This window comes from Streptomyces sp. WAC05374 (assembly GCF_004353505.1).
Lineage (GTDB): Bacteria > Actinomycetota > Actinomycetes > Streptomycetales > Streptomycetaceae > Streptomyces.
Genome location: NZ_SMNQ01000008.1, coordinates 192,329 through 217,161, shown reverse-complemented (window position 1 = coordinate 217,161; position 24,833 = coordinate 192,329). Strand labels below are relative to the sequence as shown.

The following is a 24,833-nucleotide window of genomic DNA, read 5'->3' as shown; positions in this document are numbered from 1 at the left end:
TTCACGATGATGGTCGGTCCTGTGCGAGCGGCTCACGGCTCGCCGTCAGCCGCATCGGTCAGGTGAGGCTGTGACGACATGGTCGCCGGGAATGCCCTTCGAGGCGCTCCTGTCAAACGCCCCCATGGACTACATCCGCCGGCGCCTCGGCAAGGAGCTGTGCGGCCTCCTCGACCTCATCGAAGGAGGCACGGCCAGTGACGAGCGGTTGCGAGCCGTCGCCGCGATCGCGATCGACGCCGAGCTCCTGGTCGCCGATGAGGACGAGCGTGCCACGCTGATCGGTCTCGTTCCCGCGCCCAAACAAGGGGAGCTGGCGCAGCGGCTCGGCTCGCTGGGCGACGGGCAACCGCTGGAGTACCTGCACTCGTTGAAGTGGACACCTGATGAGCGCAGGGAACTTCTGGAGTTCTTCGGCTTCGAGGTCGAGCGCACACAGCCTCAACTTCCGTCCCTCAAGCGGGAAACGGCTCCCGACTACGCCCTATTCCCCCATCAGCTCCGCGCGGCACGCCGGACCAAGGAGCTGCTGTACGACGGCCCCCGCCGGGCCGTGCTCCATCTGCCAACGGGCGTGGGCAAAACGCGGACCGGCATGAGCATGATCTGCGACCATCTGCGGCAGCACGGACCCGCCCTGGTGGTGTGGCTGGCTCACGGGCAGGAACTGCTGGAGCAGGCCGCGACCGAGTTCGAGCGCGCCTGGAGCAAAGTCGGCGACCGTCCCCTGCCGGTTCTCCGCGTGTGGGGCAGCGCTTCCCCGGATCTCGCGGACGTGACCGACGGCCTGGTCGTTCTCGGGCTGGAGAAGGCCGTCTCAATCGCCAAATCTGACCCGCAGTTCCTGCGCACGCTGGCCGCCCGCAGCACTCTGACCGTGTTCGACGAGGCACATCAGATCATCGCCCCCACGTTTCAGGGCGTGGTGGACGACCTGACGGTACGACATGACTCCAGCCTGCTGGGCCTCACCGCGACGCCGGGCCGCACGTGGGCGGACATCGCCAAGGACGAAGAACTCGCCGACTTCTTCTCCCGCCAGAAGGTCATGCTGGAGATCGAGGGCTACACGAACCCCGTGACAGCCCTCATCGACCAAGGCTACCTGGCCAAACCGATCATGCGCACGGTAGCCGCGGAAGCCGGCATGCATCTGTCGGCCCGGGACCAGCAGAGCCTGGCCCGAGCGTTCGAGATCCCGGACAGCTTCATCGCCGAGCTCGCGAAGGACAAGCAGTGGAACCTCAAGGTTGTCCAGACGATCATGGAGCTGCTTGAGAAGCAGCACCGCCGCATCCTCGTGTTCGCGGCATCGGTCCAGCACTGCCGACTCATCGCATCTGTGCTGTCCGCGGCTGGCTTCGACGCCGTATTCGTGACCGGTGAGTCCTCGCCCCGGCACCGCAGCGACGCCATCCGTCGTTTCAAGAGCGCGGCGCGGCGCCCGATGATCCTGTGCAACTTCGGAGTTCTGACCACGGGCTTCGACGCACCGGCAGCCAGCGCCGCCGTCATCGCCCGGCCAACCAAGTCCCTGGTGCTCTACAGCCAGATGGTCGGCCGGGTCATCCGCGGCCCCAAGGCCGGCGGAACCGAAACCTGCGAGATCGTCACCGTCGTCGACCCGGAACTCCCCGGGTTCGGCGACGTCGCCGAAGCATTCACCAACTGGGAAGACGTATGGGAGACAGCGTGACCGGCGAAGGAAACAACTATCGGATCGTCAGCCCTTCGCTGACCGTCAAGGCCATGCGCGACAGCGGCTACAAGAACACCGCCTACGCACTCGCCGAGCTGATCGACAACAGCATCGACGCCGAAGCCACGCTGGTACAGGTCTTCGCCTGCGAAAGCCCCATCGAAGGTGCCACCCAGACCAGGTACCGGGTGGACAAGATCGCCGTCCTCGACAACGGCAAGGGCATGGACAGCGAACTCCTGCGCCGTGCCCTGAAATACGGAGACGGTCTCGGCGACGACCGCAGCCGAATCGGCCGCTTCGGCATGGGCCTGCCCAACTCCAGCATGTCCCAGTGCACCAAGGTCGAGGTCTGGTCGTGGAAGAACAGCCCTGCGAACGCTCTGTACACCTACCTTGACCTGGACGAGATCACCAACGGACAGGATGAGGTTCCCGACCCCGTCCCTCACCGTGTTCCGGAGTACTGGGACGACCTCAGCGAGGTGCCCCTGGGCACCAGCGGCACCCTCGTCGTCTGGACGAACCTGGACCGCGTCAAATGGCACAGCGCCGGCGCCACCCTGCGCAACACCGCCGAGCTGATCGGCCGTGTGTACCGGCACTACCTGAACGACGGCTCCGTGGACATCAAGATGGCTCCCGTTCGCGACGGGAAAGTCATCGAGAAAGTCAACGAAGGGGACAACGGCGCCTACTACGCCGAACCCAATGACCCTCTGTACCTCATGGCGAAGACCGGAACGCCCGAGCCGTTCAGCAGCACCCCCATGTTCGAGCCCTTCCACATGGGCAACGAGGCGGAGCCCGGGGTCTACCGCTATCCCATCACTGTCGATGGCACACAGCACACCGTAACTGTGCGCGCATCCATCGCCCGGCCTGAAGCCCGCCGTTCCGACGTCTCCGGCCATCCGTGGCCCGATGCGGCCAACCCGAACCGGGACGCTGGTGCCCAGAAGTGGGGACAGCACGCCCGTCGGAACATTGGCGTCTCCCTGGTCCGTAAAGGGCGCGAACTCGATCTCGATACCTCGTGGGCCATCGGCTACAACCCCGTGGAGCGGTGGTGGGGCATCGAGGTGGACTTCCCGCCCGAGCTCGACGAGGTGTTCGGCGTCACCAACAATAAGCAGACCGCCGTCGTGTTTTCGTCACTCGCCGACTTCGACTGGTCGTCTGAGCAGGACCCCGACGAAACCCCCAAGGAGTTCAAAGACCGGCTCCGGGAACTCGGCGACCCCCGACTGCCGTTGATCGACCTCGCCCAGTACCTCAAGGGCCTCCTGAGCAAGATGCGCCTGAAGCTAAAGCAGCAGACGCTGGGCGGCCGGAAGAGCAAGAAGCGGTACGACGAGAACGTCACTTCCAAGGCCACGGACGCCGTCAAGCGCCGGCAGGAGGACGGGCACACGGGTACGACCGACCTCCTCGGCGAGGAGGCGACGGAAGCCGACAAGCGCCAGGAGCAGCTCGCCGCGCTGACCGAGCGACACCATGTCGACGAGGACACCGCCCAGACCCTGGTGGACGAGGCTCTGGAGAACGACTGGCGCGTCCGCTGGATCTCCAGTCCCCAGGACTCATCCGCATTCTTCAACATCGACCTGCTCGCCGGCATGCTCCAGGTGTCCTTCAATACGGAACACCCCCTGCACAGCAAGCTGATGGCCGTTCTTGAGGACGTGCCCGAGGACGCGAACGAAGCAGAGCTCCGCCAGCGGCTCACCCGTGCGACCGAGACCTTCAAGCTGCTCATCTTCTCTTGGGCACGGATGGAGGACGAGATCCCCAGCAAGAAGGCTCGCCGTGTCATCGCGGATGCCCGGAGCGACTGGGGTCGGTACGCCCGTGACTTCATCGAGGACGGGAGTGAAGAGGAGTGACGCAGTCGGACCATGTCTGGCAGCAGATCGCGGAGCTGATGGAGGACGCCGCCGAGGAGGTGGTCATCATCGCCCCCTTCATCAAGAAGGCGATCTTCGAGGAGACCATCGCCGCGGTGCCCTCCTCCGTCCAGAAGATCACGTGCGTCACTCGCTGGACCCCGGCGGAGGTAGCCGCCGGGGTCTCTGACCCGGAGATCATCGAAGCTGCCCAGAGTGACGAACGCATTTCCATTGCCTTGTGTCCGTCCCTCCACGCCAAGCTCTACCGTGCCGACGGCCGCTGTCTGGTCGGCTCCGCCAACCTGACCGGCAAAGCCACTGGACGCGTACCGAACGCCAACGTGGAACTCCTGCTGGAGGTGCCGATCGACCACCCCGAGGTACAGCGCGTCCTAGGCCAGATCAACGGCCGCTCGACCACAGCCACACCCCACACGGCTGCCCTCGTGCGGCAGCAGGCAGAACTCCTGAGAAGCGAGCGCGTCACTCCGCCGTCCGAGGACGAAGCAGCCCCGTACTGGTTCCCGGAGACAAGGAGACCGGGGAACGTCTACTCCCTCTACAGCGGGCGACAGAGATTCACTTCACTGGTCGAGGCCGGCATCGTGCGAGACCTGGCCATGCTCGACGTTCCCGCCGGCCTCACTGAAGACGCCTTCAACACCGAGGTCGAAGCCCGCCTGCACGCAATCCCGGAACTCAGTCAGCTGACCGCGGAACAGCGTCTCAGCAACATCGAGCTCCAGCAGGCCATCGCCGAGCGGACAGGAGATACAGAGGACCAGGCACGCAGAACGACCGAGACGCTCGCAGCCTGGCTCCAGCACTTCGGCCGGTACTACACCGAAGTGGGCTCGTGGGAGCTGCGACCAGGCGTAGAGCACGCCTAAGATCACAGCCACGGCGTGGCCTGCCAGCACATAGCCGACGAGAACGAACACAGGGTGATGGGGAAGGGCGTCTCATGGCAAAGGTACGCGTCCCGTTCCTCCTCGGGCACGCCGAGATTGCCTTCCTCTTCCACGTGGAGCGGCAGACATCCCAAAGATGGCGGACAGCGGGCACCCTCGACGTGCCCGATCTGATCGCATCGGGCAATCCCTACTGGCTGTTGAGCACAGTCATGCGGCTCGACGGCGAAGGCGACCGCAAAATCGACCGAGAACGGCTAGCGACGTACAAGGCTGGTATCCCGCTCGGCTACGACCTAGAGGACAAGGAGCAACTCCCGGTCGTCGTCGGTATCCAGGAGGCAGCGCGCGTGCTCGGCCAGGACGCACAGGCCATCTCTCGGTGGCGCAACCGGCACAAGATCGCCGAGGCCGACCTGCTCATCTCCGGCTCTCCGCTCTGGCTCCTTGAAACGATCCTGGACGACGGGCGACAGCGGCAGCGAACCATCGTGGCCTCCGAAGTCGCCGTGCTCCGGGCCGGACAGCGTGCCAATCAGAAGCCTCGTGGCCGAAGGCTGAGCGCTTGCGAGGCGCGCCCCCCTCGACAGTCACCGCCTGCCGCACGGACTTTCACAAGCGCTGACCAGGGCGCCGCAGCCGAGTTCCTGGCGTCCGTCCTGTCCCAGGGATATTCCGTCACCATCAAGCCAAGGCCGCAGACCACCGCTTAGCTCAGCCTTGACCGCCAGCGCCCGCCGCTAACCTCCGCTGTTCGCCGAGAGCGGTGAGAGAAACACTTGCTTCTTATCTCACGCGTCCATACTGTCTCTCACATGTCGATCTTGCAGAAGACCCCAGGAGCCCATCAAGCCGATCCAACCGACCCCACTCCTCGAGCCGCCTCCAGCGAGCCCAACCGACACCCCATGAAGGTCATTTCCTACGGCGGCGGCGTCCAGAGCACGGCCCTGCTCGTACTGGCCGCTCGCCGAGAGATCGACTTCAGCACCTTCCTCTTCGCCAACGTCGGCGACGACAGCGAGCACCCGGCGACCCTCGCCTACGTTCGCGAGATCGCCATCCCATACGCCGCGGGTGCCGGACTGGAGATCCACGAGCTCGAGCGCCGGCGTCGCAGCGGGGCCACCGAAACGCTGATGCAGCGGCTGAACCGGCCAGACACGCGGTCGATCCCCATCCCGGTGCGCATGGCCAACGGCGCTCCGGGCCGACGCAACTGCACGGCGGACTTCAAGATCAAGGTGGTCGGGCGGTGGCTCCGGGAGCACGGCGCCACCGCGGGGCATCCAGCGGCGGTTGGCATCGGCATATCGCTCGACGAAATCCACCGAGCTAACCGCCGACGGAGCGAGTCCCACGAGGTCATCGAATACCCGCTGCTCGACCTCGGGCTCCGCAGGGACGACTGCGAGCGCATCATCGCCGAAGCCGGTCTGCCGGTGCCACCCAAGAGCTCGTGCTTCTTCTGCCCCTTCCGTACCGTCGGCGCATGGCGCCACCAGCGTAGGCACGAACCGGAGCTGTTCGCCTTGTCGGTCCGGCTGGAGGAGACGATCAATCGGCGCCGGGCCGCGCTCGGGAGGGATGCCGTGTATCTCACGAGGTACGGCATCCCGCTCACCCAGGCCATCCCTGATGCGTCCCCGAGTGATGGCAGCGTCGACGAGGACGAGGGTGCTTGCGACTCGGGTTGGTGCATGACCTGAAATGCCCCGAGCGGAGGCCGGAAGCCATCGCTTCCGGCCCTCCCTCGCGTTACCACGCAGGATGCAGAAGAGTAGCCACCCACTGGACCGAAGTCCCAGCGGACCTAGCGATGTTCGTCGGCGATCCGGTCCGCAGCCCGCCGCCGGAATGCAGACGGCGTGGTGGGATCAGAGCTCGGGCGGCTCGCCGGGGGCAAGGTGGAGAACGGCCAGATACTCGCCGTAGGGCATCTCTTCGTCCACCCACCGACTGTCACCGGAGGCGTCGGGAATCCACATTCCGTCGAGGAGGTACTTGTCGTCGAAGGCCGCGACGCGATCCTCCTTCACCGCTGCCGCCATCAGCACCTGGAGCCCCAGCAAAAGCACCGTGGAGGCTTCCCTGACGGTGCAGACCTCAGCGTGCCCAGCGGCGAAGATCTTCATATCCGCGTCGTTGGTCGGCTCGGGAATGCCCGCACGGCCGTGTACCGCCTTCTCGTGCAGGGCAACCGCCTGCGCCACTCCTGTCGCGACCGGTGCATCGCTGCTACCCGCATGGTCCGGGCAGTGTGTCCCCAGATGTTCGGCGACCGCTCGTGCGTGCACGGGTAGTGCTTCGGCGTGGTGCTGCAGCTGCTGCTCAGCCGCCTCGATGGCGAGCCAGGGCTGTGCAGCGTCGGGGTGCAGCAGCCGGACGAACCCTTCGAGTGCTGCGCGCAGGTAGCCGAGCCGGACCTGGTGCAGCTGCCATTCCTCCATCATCTCTGTCCAGACGGCGTCGAAGTCGCCGCCTACCGAGCACATGCCGCCGTCGTCGTAGGACATGTCGAAGGTCATCGTGCGCAGCCCCTGGGCGAGGCGCAGCCACTTGTAGGCGTTGTCCCAGACCTCCTGCGCCCCCGGCACGCCGGTGACCGCGGAGGCGTGCTCAACCCAGTCGGTGAGTTCGCGGACGTGGTCCTCGGGGTCGGACAACGCGAGGGTTGACTGCGCTCGGTAGGAGGGCGGGCAGGAGCCGCCAGTTCGGGTGGTGGTCATGGAGGGAGCGTCTCACGGACCACTGACAATCACACCGGGATCGAAGGCTGGTCGAAGGCTCATGTGCTGGTGGTTCGCCGCACGAGCCGGTGGCCTCGCAATTCTCTTTCGCAGCGAACGAGTTCACGTTCCCAGCCGTCTTCCGTACCGATCAGGTGTGGGCTCTCGTAGAGGCCGGCGCGTACTTCGGCGTCGGTGAGCCGCCGGTACTTGGACGCATCGGGATCGTCCTCCGCGAGGAATTCGTGTTTGCGGTGCAGTAGGGGGCGGTTGGTCGAGTCTGCGTACGAGGTGAAGGAGGACTTGAGGCTCTTCAGGTCGACAGCGTACGACGCGGCGAGACGTGGGTGGGGGTCTGTATCGAACTCCGGGTAGTCGAGCCAGCTGACGCCACGCCCCTGGTGCCGGAGCTTGACGACGGACCACTCGCCGGGTCGGCCGGCAGCGATACTCGCGCACTGCTCATACAGTCGCAGCACAGTCGGCACCCGGTGAAGCGCCCGACGGTGAACGTACAGGGCGGTCGCGGTGAACTTGCCAGCGATCGATCCGTTCATCGCCCGGCGGATGTATGCGTCGTCGCGCAGCTTGAACAACAGCCGATCCGCTCGCTGACACGCCTCGGTGTACGAGGGGAAGAAGGCGCGAATGTCCAGCTGAATGGGCAGCGGCAGACTGGTTACAGGACCTCGGCCATGAAACAGCTCTAGGGCGAGGAACTGCAGCGTGTCGAGGGCGCCGCGCTCCGCGCTGCGTTCCACCTTCACGGGGTCTGCCGCCTGCTCGGCCAGGCGCTTCAGTTCGACAGGGCGCAGGTGACCTAGGAGGCCGATGATCGGCTGCGGCATTTCCTCCAGCTGAGGCATCCGGCCGCGCTGTTCGAGGTGATCGACGACGGAAGCGATCGCCGAGGCGGTGTCCTCGGACGCCAGCCATTCGCCATCGGGCGCGATCTGGCGGGCGATGTAGCTGAGGCGGGCCTCGTCGTCTTTGAAGGCGTAGACGATGCCCGGAGCCGCCGACACGCAGCGGACGCCAGTTGCTTCCTCGACGTAGTCGCGCAGTTCTCCGGCAGCGTAGAGATGCTGGAAGGTGCGGCGCTGAGTCAGGATGCCGTCACTGTGCTCTGTCCCTTTGATCTGGTTGCGCTCCCACCGCAGCCGTGCAGACACCACGAGCACGGAGCTGGTGAGTTCCCACGCTCGCAGGAGTGTCTGACGCCGTTCGGCGGGGTCTTCAATGACGTTCAGGACATAGGTGAGGAGGACAACGTCGGCCGGCCTGAGCAGTCCCTCGGGGAAGTGCACTGGGTCCCAACCCATGACGTCGAGACCGAGTTGCTGAAGTACACGCACATCGCCACCGCGCCCACACCCGTAGTCAAGGACTTTCCTCCCAGGCTCCAGCCGGAGGTCGCCAAGTGCACGACGAGCCGGGAGTGAGAGTCCGACACGGCCGATTGCGGTCTGATGCCTCTGGCTGCTCCAGAGCTGCTGTGTCATCGGTGTCCCCTTATACAACGGACCGGCCAGCACGCGACATCACCGCACCTTACGCTGGGACGACTCCGAGATCCGTTTATCGACGCTGCGCCTTCCGACAGCTCACGGCCGCTGCAGGTACCCCGCTTGTGTCCGAATCCGCCAACTGATTGCGAGTCCGCACGTCTTAACCTCTCGATGAAACGTACGCTGCGGCAGCATGCGGGCAGCGCTGGTGCACCCGTCGGGCGAGGCGAGGAGCGGGAGCAATTGGACAGTTACAGCAAGTTGGTCAGGGACCGGGTCCCTGAGATTATTCGGGCTGCCGGAGCCAAGCCGATCACTTACATCGCCGGGCCTGAGGAATACCGCAGCAGGCTGCGAGACAAGCTGGGCGAGGAAGTCGCTGAGTTCCTTGCGGCGGATGAGGCGACGGCAGTGGATGAGCTCGCTGACGTGCTAGAGGTTGTGTACGCGCTTGCCGAGGACCTAGGCGTGGACTCGGCAGGACTGGAAGGAATCCGCCTGGCGAAAGCGCGGGAGCGGGGCAGTTTCACCAATCGGGTCGTCTGGTCCGGCAACCACTGATCCGCCGATCCCAACGCTGGCCAGCCAACGACTCGTCATGACGGATGGCGAGGGCGTGGGAAGCCGGGTAGGGCGAGTCGCCTCCGTCGTCCCACGGCCAACCGTGCACGAACAGGTGGTTCAACCACGGTTGAACCGGAGCCTCAGCTGGGTGCTGACCAGTTCGTAGCCGGCGAGGTCGGGGGCGCCGAATGGGTTGGGCAGGACAGCGATCGCGCGGAGGTCGCGATCGAGGACATGGGAGACGTACACGATGAAATACGTCTCATCCGGCTTCAGACGGGAAGCGCGTCGCACCTCGGACTCGCCGAGGACGATTTCGCCGCTGTTGCCGGTGGATGCCTTGACCTCGTAGAGGTAGGTCGCGTCGCCGTCGTGGATGAGGAAGTCGTAACCAAGCCGGTCGTCCCCCGGCTGCCCGCCTGCGAGCCCATGGACCCGCAGGCCGGACTTCCACGAGTCCTGTGGTTCGACCCCGAACTGCTCGTGCAGCCAAGCCGCCACCGCCGCCTCGCCCGCGAGGCCCACCGCCAAGGCCCGGTCCTGGTCAGTCACGGGGGCCTGGTACGAACCGCCGTGCGACCTCGCACCGGACGAGGACGCGCTACGTGGCTGCGGAATCCGGGGCGCGAGCGCCGTAGCAGACGTGGCCGAGGTGGCCCGCTGCTCCGGCGTGAGGTCGGCGGCCACATCGCGGGCAAGAGCCGCCAGATCGTCGAGCCGCGCCGACACGGGCTTGCCGTTCAGCATCACATGGGGGCCGGGTGCAGACCCTCCGGGCCGACCTCCGCCCGTGACCTTGCCGTCCCCGGTGGGCTCCGACGAACGAGTCGTGGTCAGCCCGAGATCCGCGCGCCGGTCCGACAGCGGCATGTCCTCGGGCCAGTAACCGCGGGTCCTTAGCCAGGCGATCAACGCCTTCACAGACAGGACCTCGAAGTCCAGCAGTCCGTCGTCGTCCAGTTCCCGCAGGACGTCCTGGGCGGGCGGCAGTACTGCGGGGTGACTTGCGGAGTGGAGCCGCTGCCACTCCTCGATCAGTTGCCGCAGTCGTGGCACCTGCTTGTGGACCGCCATATTGGATGCCTCGCGCACCTCAGCGAGCGGCCGCAGCGGGCGGGACGTCGACGAAGCGGCGGGGAGCCGTCTCGCCAACCATGCGTCCGCGTGAGCCTGGAGGAGTTCATCGGCGAGGTTCCACAGTGTCGTGTGCCACGCCGGGTCCGGCACGAGTGGGGAGAGGTCGCGCAGCTTCACGTACCCGGACAGGGAGCGTCCGGACCGGTGAACGTCCGCGTAGGCGTCCCGTATCCGTGCGGCGAGCGCGGGACGGTTCCGCTGGAGCCAGGTTGCGAACTGCCGTTCGTGGCGGTCCCTGTTGTCGATCTCCGGGAGGCCCAGCTCGCGCCATGCTCGGTTGGCGTCGGCAAGGGGCATGGAGAGGGAACTCAGTTGCCGTTCCCGGTCGTCGTCCTCCAGCAGCCGCATGAGCAGTTCCGCGTCCGGTGCGCCGATCCGGCCGGTGAGCCAGACTAAGAGGGCGGCGCGGTGGGAGAAGTCCTCGGCGCGTTGCCGGAGTTCCTCCGCAAGGTCGAGATCGAGGCAGGCGAGGAGGGGGACGAGCCGCACGCTGCCGGAGCGCTGCGAGGCACGCTCGGCGAGGACGGCCCGCAGCTGGTTCGGCCGCAGGTCCAGGACTGCCGAGAGGTCCTCGTCGGGGACGCGGTCGGTCTTCAGGCCGCGCTCCTCGAGTTTCGTCAGCGCGGTCCACAGGCTGCCCGCGAGATAGGGCGCGCTAATGAGGGCGGCCACGGCGGGGGCGGCGGTGCGGAGCACCCGCCACCCGGAGCGCGGCCCACTGTGCACCACGACGACGCAGGGCCGGTCGGGGTGCGGGTGCAGCAGGGCACGTTCCGCTCCGTTCTCGGTGAGGCGATGGCCGGCGATCCAGACGGCCGCCTCGTCGGCCACAGTCACGTCGCAGCGGCTCAGCAGGCTGTCCACGTCAACCACGGCCACGGGCGCCGGACGGGAGGCGCGTTCTTCGTCGAACTCCACCAGGGCCGCGACCAGGGTACGCAGCCAGGGTCCCGCGTACTCCGCCAACGGGAGGCGCGGTGCGTCACTGACGGGCAGCCGGTCGGCCTGGATGTCGTGCTCGGCGTCGCTGCACCGCTGGACGTCGAACGTCGTCCTCCGGTCGAGGAAGGTGTGGACCCGGCCGCCCAGTTCCTTGTCCCGGATCGGGATCACGGGCACGGGGACACGGTCCAGGAGGGCCCGGTTCTGGACCCCGTCCGGATCCGGAACGAAAACCGTCTCGTCCGCCTCCGCCGGGTTCAGCGGTCCGAGGACGCCAGCCCGGGTGATCAGCAGTCGGCGCGGTGCCCTTAGGGGCCCGCCGTCAGCGGTGCGCGTCCCTGCCCCCGCCGGAAGCAGCTGCGCCCACGCCTTCTCGTACTCCTGCCCGATCTCGTGGGCAAGTCTGCCATCCCGGAGGTGGGCGTCGGCCTGCACGAGGTCGGGGAGGTAACAGAGCCGGTCGAGCGCGGTTTCGGAATGGTCCCAAGAGCGGACGCGGAGCAGGCCGAGCCGTGCCGAGAGCTTGGCGGACCGCCTGCTGCGCAAGGTCGCCGGCACCACCCTGAGGAACTGGGGCGGGGGCTGAACACCATGCCACCACCAGGCCGTGTCGGCTGTGGCGAACGTGGCCCCCTCGGAGATGGCACCCAGGGCGACCGTCTGCGGGATCCACGGCACGTGGGCGAGGAAGGCGGCTAGCGGAGTGGGCCAGGGCGTTCCGGCGGGGTCGCTGTGGCGCACGAACTGCATCTCCAGTGCGGCGTCGGGCCAGGCGACGGCGAGGCCGTGCACGATCAGCTCCGCGTAAAGTCTGCGGTCCTCCTCGGAGAAGGCCGCGTAGTCGTCCTGACCGGGCAGCACGGCTGCGGACAGGTTGCGTTCGTGGTAATCGACGCTGGTGTAGCCGACCTGACGGCGGCTCGGCCAGCGCTCAGCGGTAGTCCTCCACTGCGGCAGCCGGCTCCGCAGACCCGGGGCCCAGAACCGGGCGGGCCGATTGAGGTCGTCTCCCCCGATCTTGGTACTGAAGGTCTCGTAGCGGGTACGGAGTCCATGCGCGACCTGGTGCCTTTCGAGGAAGCGCATCATCGCCGCCACAGGGACCGTGTCACCGCACAGCTCCTCGGGGCGGAGGAGGAGCCGACCTTCCGTCTCGGTGAGCACGGACGACAGTCCCCGGACGCTTTCCAGGAACCGAGTCAGTGTGTTGTCGACGGAGGAGTGCTCTCCGGACCAGCCCGGCCCGAACATGGCCCGTCCCGCGTCGAACCAGCCCGCCCGGGTCGGCACGCGGAGATTCTTCAGACGAAGTGCCCTGCGGCCGCCGCTCTCCAGTGCGTGGGAGACCGCGCAGGCATAGCGCAGACATGCGAGGCGTACGCCGTCATCCACACCGTTGGCGCTCAATGCGGCGGCGACGACCTCGAGCACCCGGTCGGCCCCATAGTCGTGGACGAGATTCGTGGTCCTGAGCCACTTGCGACCCTGGACTCTGCGCTTGCGGCCCTTGCCGGACCAGGCGATGCCCTCGTGCACGAAGTGAAGGCGGTCAGACACCCCGTCGGGCAGGGGTGGCAGGGAGCCGCCCTGCGGGGCATCGCGATCGAAGAAGACGCCTTCCCCGCCGGCCGGTTCCGTCGTCGACCGGGAACTGATGACGATCCGCTTGCCGACCAGGGCCGACCCGTCGGGGAATGCCTGGGAGAGGTCGTAATAGAAGTCCGCCCACCAGTCAGGATCGAACGGATCGCGTACGGCGGCCTTGGCGAGCCGTTCCGCCCAGGACGCGAGCCGCTCGATGGGTGGAGCGAGGCCCCGGCCCACGGCCCTGGCGAGGGGCGCAAGCCGTCGCAGCCGGGTGGGGTGCAGCTTCGGGTCGACGAGATGCGTGACCCCGACAGCGGCGACCTCCTGCGGAGTGAAGACCGTGGATCCGTGCTTCCCTTCCCACAGGAAAGCACGGTGCAGGGAGGTCAGCGCCCCGGGTGACGTCCCGATCACCGGTACGAACGGCACCTGGGCGATGCCGTGGTCCAGTCGCTGGAAGGCAGAGGTCAGCCGCCCCAACTTCTCGGGCTCCCAGCACATCAGGTCGACGAGCGCGCCGGGCGGAATCGGTGCCCGCCCGTCCGCCGCAGCGAGCACCGCGCGGGCGCACAACTCGGCCACGGTGTCGAGCAGCAGGTCGTTCCACGGCACTGCCTCGTTGAACGAACGGCGGTTCATCTCCGCGAAGAACGGTGCATGGATGTACCCCCGGACGGGCGCGAGCATCTGCTCGCCCATCGGCAGGAAGGTGTAGAGCCGCCCGGCCCCCAGGGGATCGCCGGCCGGGACGGCCACGCGTACCTCGGCCTTCTTCTCCCAGGCCGCCCAGTCGCGCCGCATCCCGCTCTTCTCCATCGACGCGGCGATCGCGTCCCGGGCAAGGTCCGCGTCTGCCTTCCCGCACACGACGATCAGTCGAATCCGCCGGCGCAGCGTGACCTGCTGCACCTTCAGGCCGCGGGAGTGGTACAGCACCTCCACCTGACGGTCGTACGTCCTGCGCCGGGTCTCCCCCGCCGCCCGCCACTCCAGCCGCACGCGTTCTAGGCGGTCAAGGAACAGTTCGAACGGGGCCGTGTCATCCATGAGTTCCCGCAGTTGGCCCCTGGCGGCCGAGCACGCGTCAGCCGACTTCAGCGGCAGGCGTACGACGGTGACGAAGCCCCGGCGCGCGAGGCGCTGGGCGGCTGGCGGTGCGTCCTCCAGGAAGACCGGCACCTTCAGCGTGAGCAGGTTCTCCCTCAAGTGGGCCGCAAAATCGGTGCGTTCGGGCGCCACCTCCCGAGCGAGCGCGTCAAAGTCGTCGAGCCGGGCGAAACGGAAGGTGAAGCCGTCGAGGATCCGGGACCCCTCCCGTGCCACGCTGTAGACCTCGGGGGCGTCAGACAGGTGCAACACGCTCTTGAAGCCGACGCCTTTGTGACCGATCCCGGAATCGGCACGCTTGCTGGACAGGGCGATGCTGCAGAGCGCCTTGAAGTCCCTGCCGCCGAACGGTTTGCCGCCGTTGGCCACATAGAGAGTGCCGTGCTCTCCCTCGTCCTCGTCGAAAAGGATCTCGATGCGCCCGTCAGCGCTGCGCGCCGGGTGAGCGTCGTGCGCGTTCTGCAGCAGCTCGACAAGCACCCGGCCGTCGTACTCGGGCGAGATGATCGTCTCGGCCACGGCCTTGGCCTCGCGAGCCGCTTCTCGGCCATCGTCCCAGTCCCGCAGACAGCCCCGAACCTCAACGAGCGCCTGATCACGGACGCGCTTACGCACTGCAGCCCGCCTGCGCGAATGCACGCGCTCCGACGACGACCGACGGCCTCCGGCTCCCATACCGCCGCTCCCCCGCACGTCTCCCACCACGCTCCGTCGGTGATCCTACTGAGTGAGGAGGAGCCATGAAGGGCTTTGCCACGGACGGTCCTGTCACTCCTATCCGACGCTGACCGTGTCCTCAGTTCATGGACAGGCAGCCGATCGCGGCAAGGACCACGCAGCATCTGGTGACCGACACACGCCACCCTTCCGAGGACCTGACCTGTCCAGCAAGTCGCCTGACACCCCATCAGAACGAGCGTCAAATGAGCGTCACGAGCGTCATTTCAGCGTCAAGATATCGCCCGTAACGCCCACATCGCACATAATGCGCACGCGCAAAACCGCAGGTCAGGAGCCCTTTGCGGCCGGTTCGAGGATGGCGACGCACTCCACGTGGTGGGTCATCGGGAACAGGTCGAACGCCCGGAGCGTGCGCGGCTTGTAGCCCGTGTCGCGGAAGTAGGCGAGGTCCCGCGCCAGGGCGGCGGGGTCGCAGGCGACGTAGGCGATGCGGCGGGCGCCGAGGCCGGCCAGGTGGTGGACCGTCTGCTTGCCGGCGCCGGCGCGGGGCGGGTCGAGGACGATGAGGTCGACCTCCGTGATGCCCGTGCGCGGGAGGGCCTGTTCGACCTTGCCCTGCTCGATGCGGACGCGGTCGAAGTGCTGGAGGTTGTGGCGGGCGTCCTCCACCGCGCGCTTGCCCGACTCGATGCCGAGGACCGCGCCCTTGTCGCCCACGCGGTCGGCGAGGGCGCCGGCGAAGAGGCCGACGCCGCAGTAGAGGTCCAGGGCCGTGTCGCCCTTGCGGGGCAGCAGGCCCTGCATGACGGCGCGGACCAGGGTGTCGGCGGCCTTGGGGTGGACCTGCCAGAAGCCGCCGTTGCCGACGCGGTACGTGCGGTCGTCGGCGCGCTCGCGCACGAAGGGGCGCCCGTGCACGCGGTGCACTCCCCCGTCCTCGGCGACCCGGAGGACCGACACCGGCTTGTCCAGCTCGACGAGCGGGAGGCGGGCGCCCGGGCGGGGCGTGAGGACGACCTGGCGGTCCTGGGAGCCGCTCGCGGCGATGGCGTCGACCGAGGCCATCCCGGACCAGTCCCGCTGCTCGATGCCCAGCTCGCTGACGCCCGGCGCGGCGATCAGGCAGCGGTCGATCGGCTGGACCTCGTGCGAGCGGTGCTTGCGCAGGCCCGCGTGGCCGGAGGCGTCCACGGCGTACTGGACGCGCGTGCGCCAGGCCGGTACCTCGCCCGCCGGGACCTTGTCGCCCTCGGCCGGCACGACCGTGCCGTCCCAGCCGGCCTCCTCGGGCGTCAGGCCGGCGAGCCGCTTGAGCTGCTCGGCGACGACCTCGCCCTTCAGGCGGCGCTGGGCGCCGGGCTTGGCGTGCTGCCAGTCGCAGCCGCCGCACTTGCCGGGGCCGGCGTACGGGCAGGGCGCCTCGACCCGGTCCTTGGACGCCTCCAGGACGCGGACGGCGTCGGCGCGCAGGAAGCGGGAGTCCGCGGAGCCCTCCGTGACCCGGACGACGACCTTCTCACCGGGCAGGGCGTGCCGGACGAACAGCACGCGGCCCTCGTCGGTGCGGGCGATGCAGTGGCCGCCATGCGCGACGGGGCCGACCTCGACCTCGTACTCCTCCCCGACGAGGGAGGACTCGGGTGCGTTTGGCATGACGGGGTGACTCCAGGAGTGAGACGGGGGCTGCCAGGCGGCAGCCCACCAGTCTACGTCCCCGGCCGTCCGCTTTTCGCCGTCGGCTCCTTGGGGCGCTCGACGGCCGGGCCGCGGCGCACCGAACCGGGTGCGTTCCACTCCTGGCGCTTCTTCTCGCGCTTCTTCGCGACCTCGGACGACTGGAGCTGGTACGGCACCGACGTCACCATCACGCCCGGGGTGAACAGCAGCCGGCCCTTGAGGCGCAGCGCGCTCTGGTTGTGCAGCAGGTGCTCGTACCAGTGCCCCACCACGTACTCGGGGATGATCACGCTCACCGCGTCGCGCGGGCTCTCGCGGCGGATGCCCTTGACGTACTCGACGACCGGCCGCGTGATCTCGCGGTACGGGGAGTCGAGGATCTTGAGCGGGACGTTGATGCCGCGCCGCTCCCACTCGGCCTTGAGCGCCTTGGTCTCGGCCGGGTCGACGTTGATGCTGAGCGCCTCCAGCTTGTCGGAGCGCATCAGCTTGGCGTACGCGACGGCCCGCAGGGTCGGGCGGTGGACCTTGGAGACCAGCACGATGGAGTGGACGCGGGAGGGCCGGACGGTGTCGTCGCTGGGCGCGTCGGGGGCGGCGATCTCCTCGGCGACCCGGTCGTAGTGCTTACGGATCGCGGTCATCGTCCCGTAGAAGATGACCATGCCGAGCAGGGCGACCCAGGCGCCGTGCGTGAACTTCGTCGCCAGCACGACGACGAGGACCAGGCCGGTGAAGAAGGCGCCGAAGGTGTTGATCGCGCGGGAGCGGATCATGCGGCGGCGGCGCGCCGGGTCGTGCTCGGTCTTCAGGTGGCGGTTCCAGTGCCGCACCATGCCGGTCTGGCTGAGCGTGAAGGAGACGAAGACGCCGACGATGTAGAGCTGGATCAGCCGGGTCGAGTCCGCCCCGTACAGCCACACCAGCAGGATGGCGGCGCCGGCGAGGAGCACGATGCCGTTGGAGAAGGCGAGCCGGTCACCGCGCGTGTGGAGCTGGCGCGGCAGGTAGCGGTCCTGGGCGAGGATCGAGCCGAGGAGCGGGAAGCCGTTGTACGCGGTGTTCGCGGCGAGGAACAGCACGAGCGCGGTGGCGGCGGCCAGCAGGATGAAGAAGAACGTGCCGTCGCCGAAGACGGCGGCCGCGACCTGGGAGATGACCGGGTTCTGTACGTACTCGGGGCCGACCGGCACGCCGTCGCGGATCAGGTCGTGGGCGGGCTGCTCGGCCATCTTCACGTCGGTGGCCATGGCCAGGCCGATGATCCCGCAGAACATGGTGACGGCCAGGCCGCCCATCAGGGCGAGGGTCGTCGCGGCGTTCCTGCTCTTCGGCTTGCGGAAGGCGGGCACGCCGTTGCTGATCGCCTCGACGCCGGTGAGCGCGGCACAGCCGGAGGAGAAGGCGCGCAGGAGCAGGAAGACGAGCGCGAGCCCGGCGAGTCCTTCGTGTTCCGGGCGGATCTCGAAATCGGCGGTGGGAGCCTTCATGGTCTCGTCGAGGACGATTCCCTTGTACGCGCCCCACAAGATCATGATGAAGACACCGGCGACGAACACATAGGTGGGAATCGCGAAGAGCTTGCCGGATTCCTTCACACCTCGGAGGTTCATGAGTGTGAGGAGCAGGATTATCGCTATCGCGGAGAGCACCTTGTGCTCGACGACGAAGGGAATGGCGGAACCGAGGTTCTCCACTCCGGAGGAGATGGAGACGGCCACGGTCAGCACGTAGTCGACGAGGAGGGCGGAGGCGACGGTCAGGCCCGCCTTGGGGCCGAGGTTGGTGTTCGCCACCTCGTAGTCCCCGCCGCCGCTGGGGTACGCGTGGACGTTCTGGCGGTACGAGGCGACCACCGTGAACATCAGGACCACGACGGCGAGCGCGATCCAGGGGCTGAAGTGGTAGGCCGACACACCCGCGATGGAGAGGACCAGCAGGACCTCTCCCGGCGCGTACGCCACCGAGGAAAGCGGGTCGGACGCGAAGACGGGGAGTGCGATGCGTTTGGGGAGGAGGGTCTCTCCCAGCCTGTCGCTGCGCAGCGCCCGGCCGATCAGGATCCGTTTGGGCACGTCGGTCAGTTTGGACACGCAGAGGATCGTAAGCGCTTGAAATCGGACCCGCCCACCCACCACCCGTCGTTCCGCCAGAAACTTGCGTTCCCTTAACGCGGACGGCACAGAAAGCTGTGACGTGGGCCACCGGACCGTCGCTTTTGCCGCGTACCGCGTTCCGTGCGGGGGCCCGGACCACGCGTCGGCCGCCTCGGATGAGGGCAACAGCCGTGTGGCGGCATAAGCTCATCATCAGGCAACACCGCACGCAGGCTGAGAGAGAAGAGTGAGCAGGGTGTTTTCGCAGGTCAGCAAGATGACCAGGAGTGCGGGGTAAGCGGACGTGCACATCGTCATCATGGGCTGCGGGCGAGTGGGAGCCGCACTCGCGCAGACCCTGGAACAGCAGGGGCACACGGTCGCCGTCATCGACCAGGACCCGACGGCGTTCCGGCGCCTGGGCTCCGGTTTCGGCGGGCGGCGCGTCACGGGCGTCGGCTTCGACCAGGACACCCTGCGTGAGGCGGGGATCGAGGAGGCCGGGGCGTTCGCCGCGGTGAGCAGCGGCGACAACTCCAACATCATCGCGGCGCGGGTCGCCCGCGAGATGTTCGGCATCGAGAACGTCGCCGCCCGCATCTACGATCCCCGGCGCGCCGAGGTGTACCAGCGGCTCGGCATCCCGACGGTCGCGACCGTGCGCTGGACCGCCGACCAGATGCTGCGGCGGCTGCTGCCGTCCGGCGCGGAGACGCTGTGGCGGGACCCGAGCGGCGGCGTCCAGCTCGCCGAGGTGCACACCTCCCCGTCGTGGATCGGGCACAAGGTGAGCCGGCTCCAGGAGGAGACCGGCGTACGCGTCGCCTTCCTCACCCGGCTGGGCGAGGCGATCCTGCCGACGTCGCAGACGGTGCTGCAGGAGGGCGACCTGGTGCACGTGATGATGCGGACGGACGAGATCGAGAAGGTCGAGGCGGCGTTCGCCGAGGGGCCTGAGGAGGGCGGTCACTGATGCGGGTCGCTATTGCGGGCGCCGGCGCGGTGGGCCGTTCCATCGCGGGCGAGCTGCTGGAGAACGGGCACGAGGTGCTGCTCATCGACAAGGCGCCGACCGCGATCTCGGTGGAGCGGGTGCCGCAGGCGGAGTGGCTGCTGGCGGACGCCTGCGAGATCACCTCGCTGGACGAGGCCGCGCTCCAGCGCTGCAACGTGGTCATCGCGGCGACCGGCGACGACAAGGTGAACCTGGTCGTCTCGCTGCTGGCCAAGACCGAGTACGGGGTGCCCCGGGTGGTGGCCCGGGTCAACAACCCGAAGAACGAGTGGCTGTTCAACGAGTCGTGGGGCGTGGACGTCGCCGTCTCCACGCCGCGCCTGATGTCGGCGCTGGTGGAGGAGGCGGTGAGCGTCGGCGACCTGGTCCGGCTGCTGCGCTTCAGTCACGGCGACGCGAACCTCGTGGAGCTCACGCTGCCGCCGGAGTCGGCCGTGGCCGGTACGTCCGTGGGCGACGTGGCCTGGCCGCAGGACACCTCGCTGGTCACGATCATCCGTGGCTCGCGCGTCCTGACGCCGAGCCCGGAGGAGACGCTGGAGGCCGGTGACGAGCTGCTGTTCGTCGCGGCCCAGGCCCGCGAGGAGCAGCTCGAGGACCTCCTCTCGGTACGCCGCGAGGACGCCGCCGGCTGAGGCGCGTGCGGGATGCCGCTGAGCCCGCGCGGAACGCCGATGAGCCCGCGCGGGACGCCATCGAGGGGCCCGGGACCGGTGACGGTCCCGGGCCCCTCGTCGTACGGGCGGGCGCGGGCCGTAGCGGCTCGCGCGCACGGCCGGGCGGGCGCGGGCCGTAGCGGCTCAGGCGCCCGGGCCGGGCGTGGCGGGGCTCAGGCCTCGCGGCGGTGCGGCTGGGCCGCCTGCGCGGCGGCCGCGGCCTTGCGCTCCTTCTCGGCGCGCTCCTCCGCCTCCATCTCCGCGAACACGTCGATCGGCGGCGGCGCCTTCGCCAGGAACACCCACGTCAGGTACACCGCGAGCAGGAACGGCGGGATCTTCAGCGTCACCAGCACCCAGCCGAGCTGGGTGGTGTCCGCCCACCAGTACAGCGGGAAGAGGATCGCGCACTTGGCGAGCAGGATCAGGCCCCAGGCGTAGCTGGCCTTGGCGTACGCCTTCTTGCGTCCGGGGTTGCGGGTGCGCCAGGAGAGGTTCTCCTTGAAGACCGGGCCGAGGATGAGGCCGATCAGCGGGACACCCGCCAGCGTGGTGGCGATGTACGCGACGCCCAGGCCCAGGGTGTAGAGCATGCCCGGGAGGTAGAAGTCCTTGGCGTTGCCGGTCATCATCGCGAAGACCACGCCGAAGGCGACACCGAAGACGCCGCTGAAGGCGTGCTTCACGGTGTCGCGGCGGATCAGCCGGACCGCGACCAGCAGCAGGGACACGCCCAGCGCCGCGATGGCCGACAGGTGCAGGTCCTTGTTGATCGTGTAGATCGTGACGAAGAGCAGGCCGGGGAGAACGGTCTCCACCATGCCGCGTACTCCGCCGAAGGCGTCGAACAGGGCCGCTTCCGTCACGGCCTTCGAGTCGTGGGCACCCTGCGTGGCGTCAGTGGCGTCCTGGTCGGTGGTGGTCGGCTTGTCGAGTGACGTCACCGGCTACTCCTGTCCGAGCGGTCGGAGTTCGTATTTGGGGTTGAAGAGCACCCTGCGGCCGTGGCTCATGGAGATCCGGCCGGTGGCGATGAGCTTGCGGCCCGGTTCTATGCCCACGATGGAGCGCCGGCCCAGCCACACCACGTCCAGCGGGGCGGTGCCGTCGAACAGCTCCGCCTCCAGCGCGGGCACGCCGGCCAGGGGGCGCAGGGTGACCGTCCGCAAGGTACCAGTCACCTTCACGATCTGCCGGTCGCCGCAGTCCGAGATACGGATGCACCCCGAAGCCTGCGTGTCCTCCCGCAGCTCCTCGGATTCCAGCTCCCCCTGGGAGCTGGACAGCCGGTCGAGCATCCGGCGGAACCGGCCGGCCTGCTTCTCGGTACGCGGTGCAGCACTCATACAGAAAGCGTACCGGCCCTCACTGTCAGGGGAATCAGCGCTCGAACCGGTATCCCATGCCCGGCTCGGTGATGAAGTGCCGGGGGTGCGAGGGGTCCGCCTCCAGCTTCCGCCGGAGCTGGGCCATGTAGACCCGGAGGTAGTTGGTCTCGGTGCCGTACGAGGGCCCCCACACCTCCTGGAGGAGCTGCTTCTGGCTCACCAGCCGCCCGCTGTTGCGCACCAGCACCTCCAGCAGGTGCCACTCCGTGGGCGTCAGCCGGACGTCCCGCCCGCCGCGCTGCACCTTCTTCGCGGCGAGGTCGACCGTGAACCCGGCCGTCTCGACCACGATCGTGCCGTCGTCGCCGCCCACCGGCTCGGCCCGGCGCACGGCGGCCCGCAGCCGTGCGAGCAGCTCGTCCATGCCGAAGGGCTTGGTGACGTAGTCGTCGGCACCGGCGTCCAGGGCCTCGACCTTCTCGTCGGAGGTCTGGCGGGCGGAGAGCACCAGGATCGGTACGCGGGTCCAGCCGCGCAGCCCCTTGATCACCTCGACGCCGTCCATGTCGGGCAGGCCGAGGTCGAGGATGACGACGTCGGGGTGGCGGCCGGCGGCCAGCTCGAGGGCGGTGGCGCCGTCGGGCGCCGCGTCGACCTCGTACTTCCGTGCCTTCAGGTTGATCACGAGGGCGCGTACGATCTGCGGCTCGTCGTCGACCACGAGCACCCGCGTCATGAGGGGCCTGCTTTCTCCATCGGGTGGGCTTCGGGAGCGGCGGCCGGGGTGGCCGCCTTGAGGGTGAGGACCATCGTCAGGCCGCCGCCGGGGGTGTCCTCGGCCGTGATGGTGCCGCCCATCGCCTCCATGAACCCGCGCGCGACGGCGAGGCCCAGGCCCACTCCGGCGCCGCGCGGGGCGTCGCCGTAGCGCTGGAAGGGGGCGAATATGCGGTCCTTGGCCTCGTCGGGCACGCCGGAGCCCCGGTCGACGACGCGCAGTTCGACGCGGTCGGCCATGGCGCTGGCCGACACCAGGACGGGTGCGGCGGCGCGGCTGTACTTGACGGCGTTCTCGACGACGTTGGCGACGGCCCGCTCCAGCAGGCCCTTGTCGACCTCGACCATGGGGAGGCTCTCGGGGATGTCCAGCTCGGCGCTGCCGTCGGGCACGCCCCCGAGCGCCATGGGGACGACCTCGTCCAGGTCGATGGCCCGGATGAGCGGGGTCACCGTGCCGGTCTGGAGGCGGGACATGTCGAGGAGGTTCCCGACCAGGTGGTCGAGCCGGTCCGCGCCCGCCTCGATGCCCTCCAGCAGCTCCGCGCGGTCCTCCTCGGACCATTCGACGTCGTCCGAGCGCAGGGAGCTGACGGCCGCCTTGATGCCCGCGAGAGGGGTACGGAGGTCATGGCTGACGGCCGCCAGCAGCGACGTACGGATCTTGTTGCCCTCGGCCAGCTTGCGGGCCTCCTCGGCCTGGCCGACCAGCCGCTGCCGGTCGAGCACGACGGCGGCCTGCGCGGCGAAGGCGCCCAGCACCCGGCGGTCCTCGGCGGGCAGGACGCGGCCGGACAGGGCGAGCGCCATGTGGTCGCCGACGGGCATGTCGACGTCGGCGTCCTCGGGGCGTGCCACGGGCCGCCGGCCCACGCTGCCCGCCCGGGTCCACGGCTCGACGTCGTTCTCGCGTTCCAGCAGCGCCACCGACTCCATGGAGAACGTCTCGCGGACCCGCTCCAGCAGCGCGTCCAGGGCGGTCTCGCCGCGCAGGACGCTGCCCGCCAGGAACGACAGCACCTCGGACTCGGCGCGCAGCCGGGCGGCCTGGTGGGTGCGGCGGGCGGCCAGGTCCACGACGGAGGCGACGGAGACGGCGACTCCGAAGAACACGGCGATCGCGACGATGTTGCGGGGGTCGGCGACGGTGAACCGGTACAGGGGCGGGGCGAAGAACCAGTTCAGCAGCAGCGAGCCGAAGGCGGCGGAGGCCAGGGACGGGACGAGGCCGCCGAGCAGGGCGGAGGCCACGGTCAGCGACAGGAACAGCAGCATGTTGTTGGCGATGCCGAGGTCCGCGTCGACGTGGGTGAGCAGCAGGGTCAGCAGGGCGGGGCCGGCGACGCCGGTGGCCCAGCCCCAGATGATCCGGGACCGGCCGAGGCGGGCGCCGCGTGCGACGGGCAGGCCCCGGCCCCGTGCGACCTCCTCGTGGGTGACGATGTGGACGTCGAGGTCGGGGCCCGAGTCGCGGGCGACGGTGGCCCCGACGCCGGGGCCGAACACGTACTGCCACGCCTTGCGGCGGCTGGAGCCGAGCACGATCTGGGTGGCGTTGACTCCGCGCGCGAACTCCAGCAGCGCGGAGGGTATGTCGTCGCCGATGACGTGATGGAAGGAGCCGCCGAGGTCCTCCACGAGGGTGCGCTGGACGGCCAGCTCCTTGGGCGACGCGGAGGTCAGGCCGTCGCTGCGGGCGATGTAGACGGCGAGGATCTCGCTGCCGGAGCCCTTGGCGGCCATGCGGGCGGCGCGGCGGATGAGGGTGCGGCCCTCGGGGCCGCCGGTGAGGCCGACGATGATGCGTTCGCGGGCCTGCCAGGTGGTGCGGATGTTGTGCTCGCCGCGGTACTGCTGGAGGTACTCGTCGACCCGGTCGGCGGTCCACAGCAGGGCCAGCTCGCGCAGCGCGGTGAGGTTGCCGGGGCGGAAGTAGTTGGAGAGGGCGGCGTCGACCTTGTCCGGCTTGTAGATGTTGCCGTGGGCCATGCGGCGGCGCAGCGCCTGGGGGGACATGTCGACCAGCTCGATCTGGTCGGCGCGGCGGACGACCTCGTCGGGGACGGTCTCCTGCTGCCGTATGCCGGTTATGGACTCCACGACGTCGCCGAGCGATTCCAGGTGCTGGATGTTGACGGTGGAGATGACGTCGACGCCGGCGGCGAGCAGCTCCTCGACGTCCTGCCAGCGCTTGGCGTTGCGCGAGCCGGGCACGTTGGTGTGGGCCAGCTCGTCCACCAGGGCGACGGCCGGGCGCCGCTGGAGCACGGCGTCGACGTCCATCTCGGTGCGGACGGTGCCCCGGTACTCGATCTCCCGGCGCGGTATCTGCTCCAGGCCGTTCAGCATCGCTTCCGTGCGGGGGCGGTCGTGGTGCTCGACGTAGGCGACGGCGCAATCGGTGCCGCGCTCCACGCGGCGCTGCGCCTCGGAGAGCATCGCGTACGTCTTGCCGACGCCCGGTGCCGCACCGAGGTAGATCCGAAGCTTGCCGCGTCCCATGGCCTCATTGTCGTGATTGTTCGTTCGA

At 68.6% G+C, this 24,833-nt stretch carries 17 protein-coding genes; 8 read left to right on the top strand and 9 right to left on the bottom strand.

Annotated elements, in window-relative coordinates; genetic code table 11:
* Positions 1-91: 91 nt before the first annotated feature.
* The 5 genes from E2B92_RS18090 (at position 92) to E2B92_RS18070 (ending at position 6,208) form a co-directional block, all read left to right on the top strand.
* Positions 92-1,696 (top strand): DEAD/DEAH box helicase, encoded by a 1,605-nt coding sequence (locus tag E2B92_RS18090; RefSeq protein WP_126883436.1) that lies wholly within the window; start codon positions 92-94, stop codon positions 1,694-1,696.
* On the top strand, positions 1,693-3,585 hold the full coding sequence (locus E2B92_RS18085) for an ATP-binding protein (RefSeq protein WP_235023867.1): 1,893 nt from the start codon (positions 1,693-1,695) through the stop codon (positions 3,583-3,585). Before E2B92_RS18090 ends, E2B92_RS18085 begins: the two co-directional genes overlap by 4 nt.
* Positions 3,582-4,478, top strand: a complete 897-nt coding sequence (locus tag E2B92_RS18080; protein ID WP_126883438.1) for a phospholipase D family protein — start codon at positions 3,582-3,584, stop codon at positions 4,476-4,478. The genes E2B92_RS18085 and E2B92_RS18080 overlap by 4 nt, the downstream gene beginning before the upstream one ends.
* Positions 4,479-4,552: 74 nt before the next feature.
* Positions 4,553-5,212, top strand: a complete 660-nt coding sequence (locus tag E2B92_RS18075) for a hypothetical protein (RefSeq protein ID WP_126883439.1) — start codon at positions 4,553-4,555, stop codon at positions 5,210-5,212.
* Positions 5,213-5,407: 195 nt separating this feature from the next.
* Positions 5,408-6,208 carry a phosphoadenosine phosphosulfate reductase gene (locus E2B92_RS18070; RefSeq protein ID WP_126883440.1) on the top strand — a complete coding sequence of 267 codons (801 nt, stop codon included), beginning with the start codon at positions 5,408-5,410 and terminating at the stop codon, positions 6,206-6,208.
* Positions 6,209-6,376: 168 nt separating this feature from the next.
* Here the strand turns inward: E2B92_RS18070 and E2B92_RS18065 are convergent, their stop codons facing one another.
* Positions 6,377-7,228: a hypothetical protein gene (locus E2B92_RS18065; RefSeq protein WP_126883441.1), complete on the bottom strand. Its 852-nt coding sequence runs from the start codon at positions 7,226-7,228 to the stop codon at positions 6,377-6,379.
* 59 nt (positions 7,229-7,287) lie between these two features.
* Complete coding sequence (locus E2B92_RS18060) at positions 7,288-8,730, bottom strand: DNA phosphorothioation-associated putative methyltransferase (RefSeq protein ID WP_126883442.1); 1,443 nt, start codon at positions 8,728-8,730, stop codon at positions 7,288-7,290.
* 177 nt (positions 8,731-8,907) lie between these two features.
* Here E2B92_RS18060 and E2B92_RS18055 point away from each other — a divergent pair, with 177 nt between their 5' ends.
* A complete protein-coding gene (locus E2B92_RS18055) occupies positions 8,908-9,297 on the top strand; it encodes a nucleoside triphosphate pyrophosphohydrolase (protein WP_126883443.1) in 390 nt (129 codons plus the stop codon).
* Between the two features lie 120 nt (positions 9,298-9,417).
* Here the strand turns inward: E2B92_RS18055 and E2B92_RS18050 are convergent, their stop codons facing one another.
* The 3 genes from E2B92_RS18050 to E2B92_RS18040 form a co-directional block, all read right to left on the bottom strand.
* Entirely contained in the window at positions 9,418-14,592 is a 5,175-nt protein-coding gene (locus E2B92_RS18050; RefSeq protein WP_126883444.1) for a sacsin N-terminal ATP-binding-like domain-containing protein, read from the bottom strand.
* A 489-nt stretch (positions 14,593-15,081) separates the two neighbouring features.
* On the bottom strand, positions 15,082-16,407 hold the full coding sequence (locus E2B92_RS18045) for a class I SAM-dependent RNA methyltransferase (protein ID WP_126883445.1): 1,326 nt from the start codon (positions 16,405-16,407) through the stop codon (positions 15,082-15,084).
* Positions 16,408-16,460: 53 nt separating this feature from the next.
* On the bottom strand, positions 16,461-18,524 hold the full coding sequence (locus E2B92_RS18040) for an APC family permease (RefSeq protein ID WP_126883446.1): 2,064 nt from the start codon (positions 18,522-18,524) through the stop codon (positions 16,461-16,463).
* A gap of 307 nt (positions 18,525-18,831) precedes the next feature.
* On the opposite strand from E2B92_RS18040, the gene E2B92_RS18035 reads away from it, so the two are divergent.
* Both E2B92_RS18035 and E2B92_RS18030 read left to right on the top strand, forming a co-directional pair.
* Positions 18,832-19,500 (top strand): potassium channel family protein, encoded by a 669-nt coding sequence (locus tag E2B92_RS18035; RefSeq protein WP_126883447.1) that lies wholly within the window; start codon positions 18,832-18,834, stop codon positions 19,498-19,500.
* The gene (locus tag E2B92_RS18030) at positions 19,500-20,177 is read left to right on the top strand and encodes a potassium channel family protein (RefSeq protein ID WP_126883448.1); all 678 of its coding nucleotides are present in this window, start codon (positions 19,500-19,502) and stop codon (positions 20,175-20,177) included. The genes E2B92_RS18035 and E2B92_RS18030 overlap by 1 nt, the downstream gene beginning before the upstream one ends.
* A 194-nt stretch (positions 20,178-20,371) precedes the next feature.
* On the opposite strand, the gene E2B92_RS18025 is transcribed toward E2B92_RS18030, so the two are convergent.
* The 4 genes from E2B92_RS18025 to E2B92_RS18010 are packed head-to-tail and all read right to left on the bottom strand — an operon-like array spanning position 20,372 to position 24,805.
* Positions 20,372-21,142: a DUF3159 domain-containing protein gene (locus E2B92_RS18025; protein WP_126883449.1), complete on the bottom strand. Its 771-nt coding sequence runs from the start codon at positions 21,140-21,142 to the stop codon at positions 20,372-20,374.
* Between the two features lie 3 nt (positions 21,143-21,145).
* Entirely contained in the window at positions 21,146-21,544 is a 399-nt protein-coding gene (locus tag E2B92_RS18020; protein ID WP_126883450.1) for an OB-fold nucleic acid binding domain-containing protein, read from the bottom strand.
* 34 nt (positions 21,545-21,578) lie between these two features.
* Entirely contained in the window at positions 21,579-22,262 is a 684-nt protein-coding gene (locus E2B92_RS18015; RefSeq protein ID WP_126883451.1) for a response regulator, read from the bottom strand.
* Positions 22,259-24,805: a sensor histidine kinase gene (locus E2B92_RS18010; RefSeq protein WP_126883452.1), complete on the bottom strand. Its 2,547-nt coding sequence runs from the start codon at positions 24,803-24,805 to the stop codon at positions 22,259-22,261. The genes E2B92_RS18015 and E2B92_RS18010 overlap by 4 nt, the downstream gene beginning before the upstream one ends.
* Positions 24,806-24,833 lie beyond the last annotated feature (28 nt).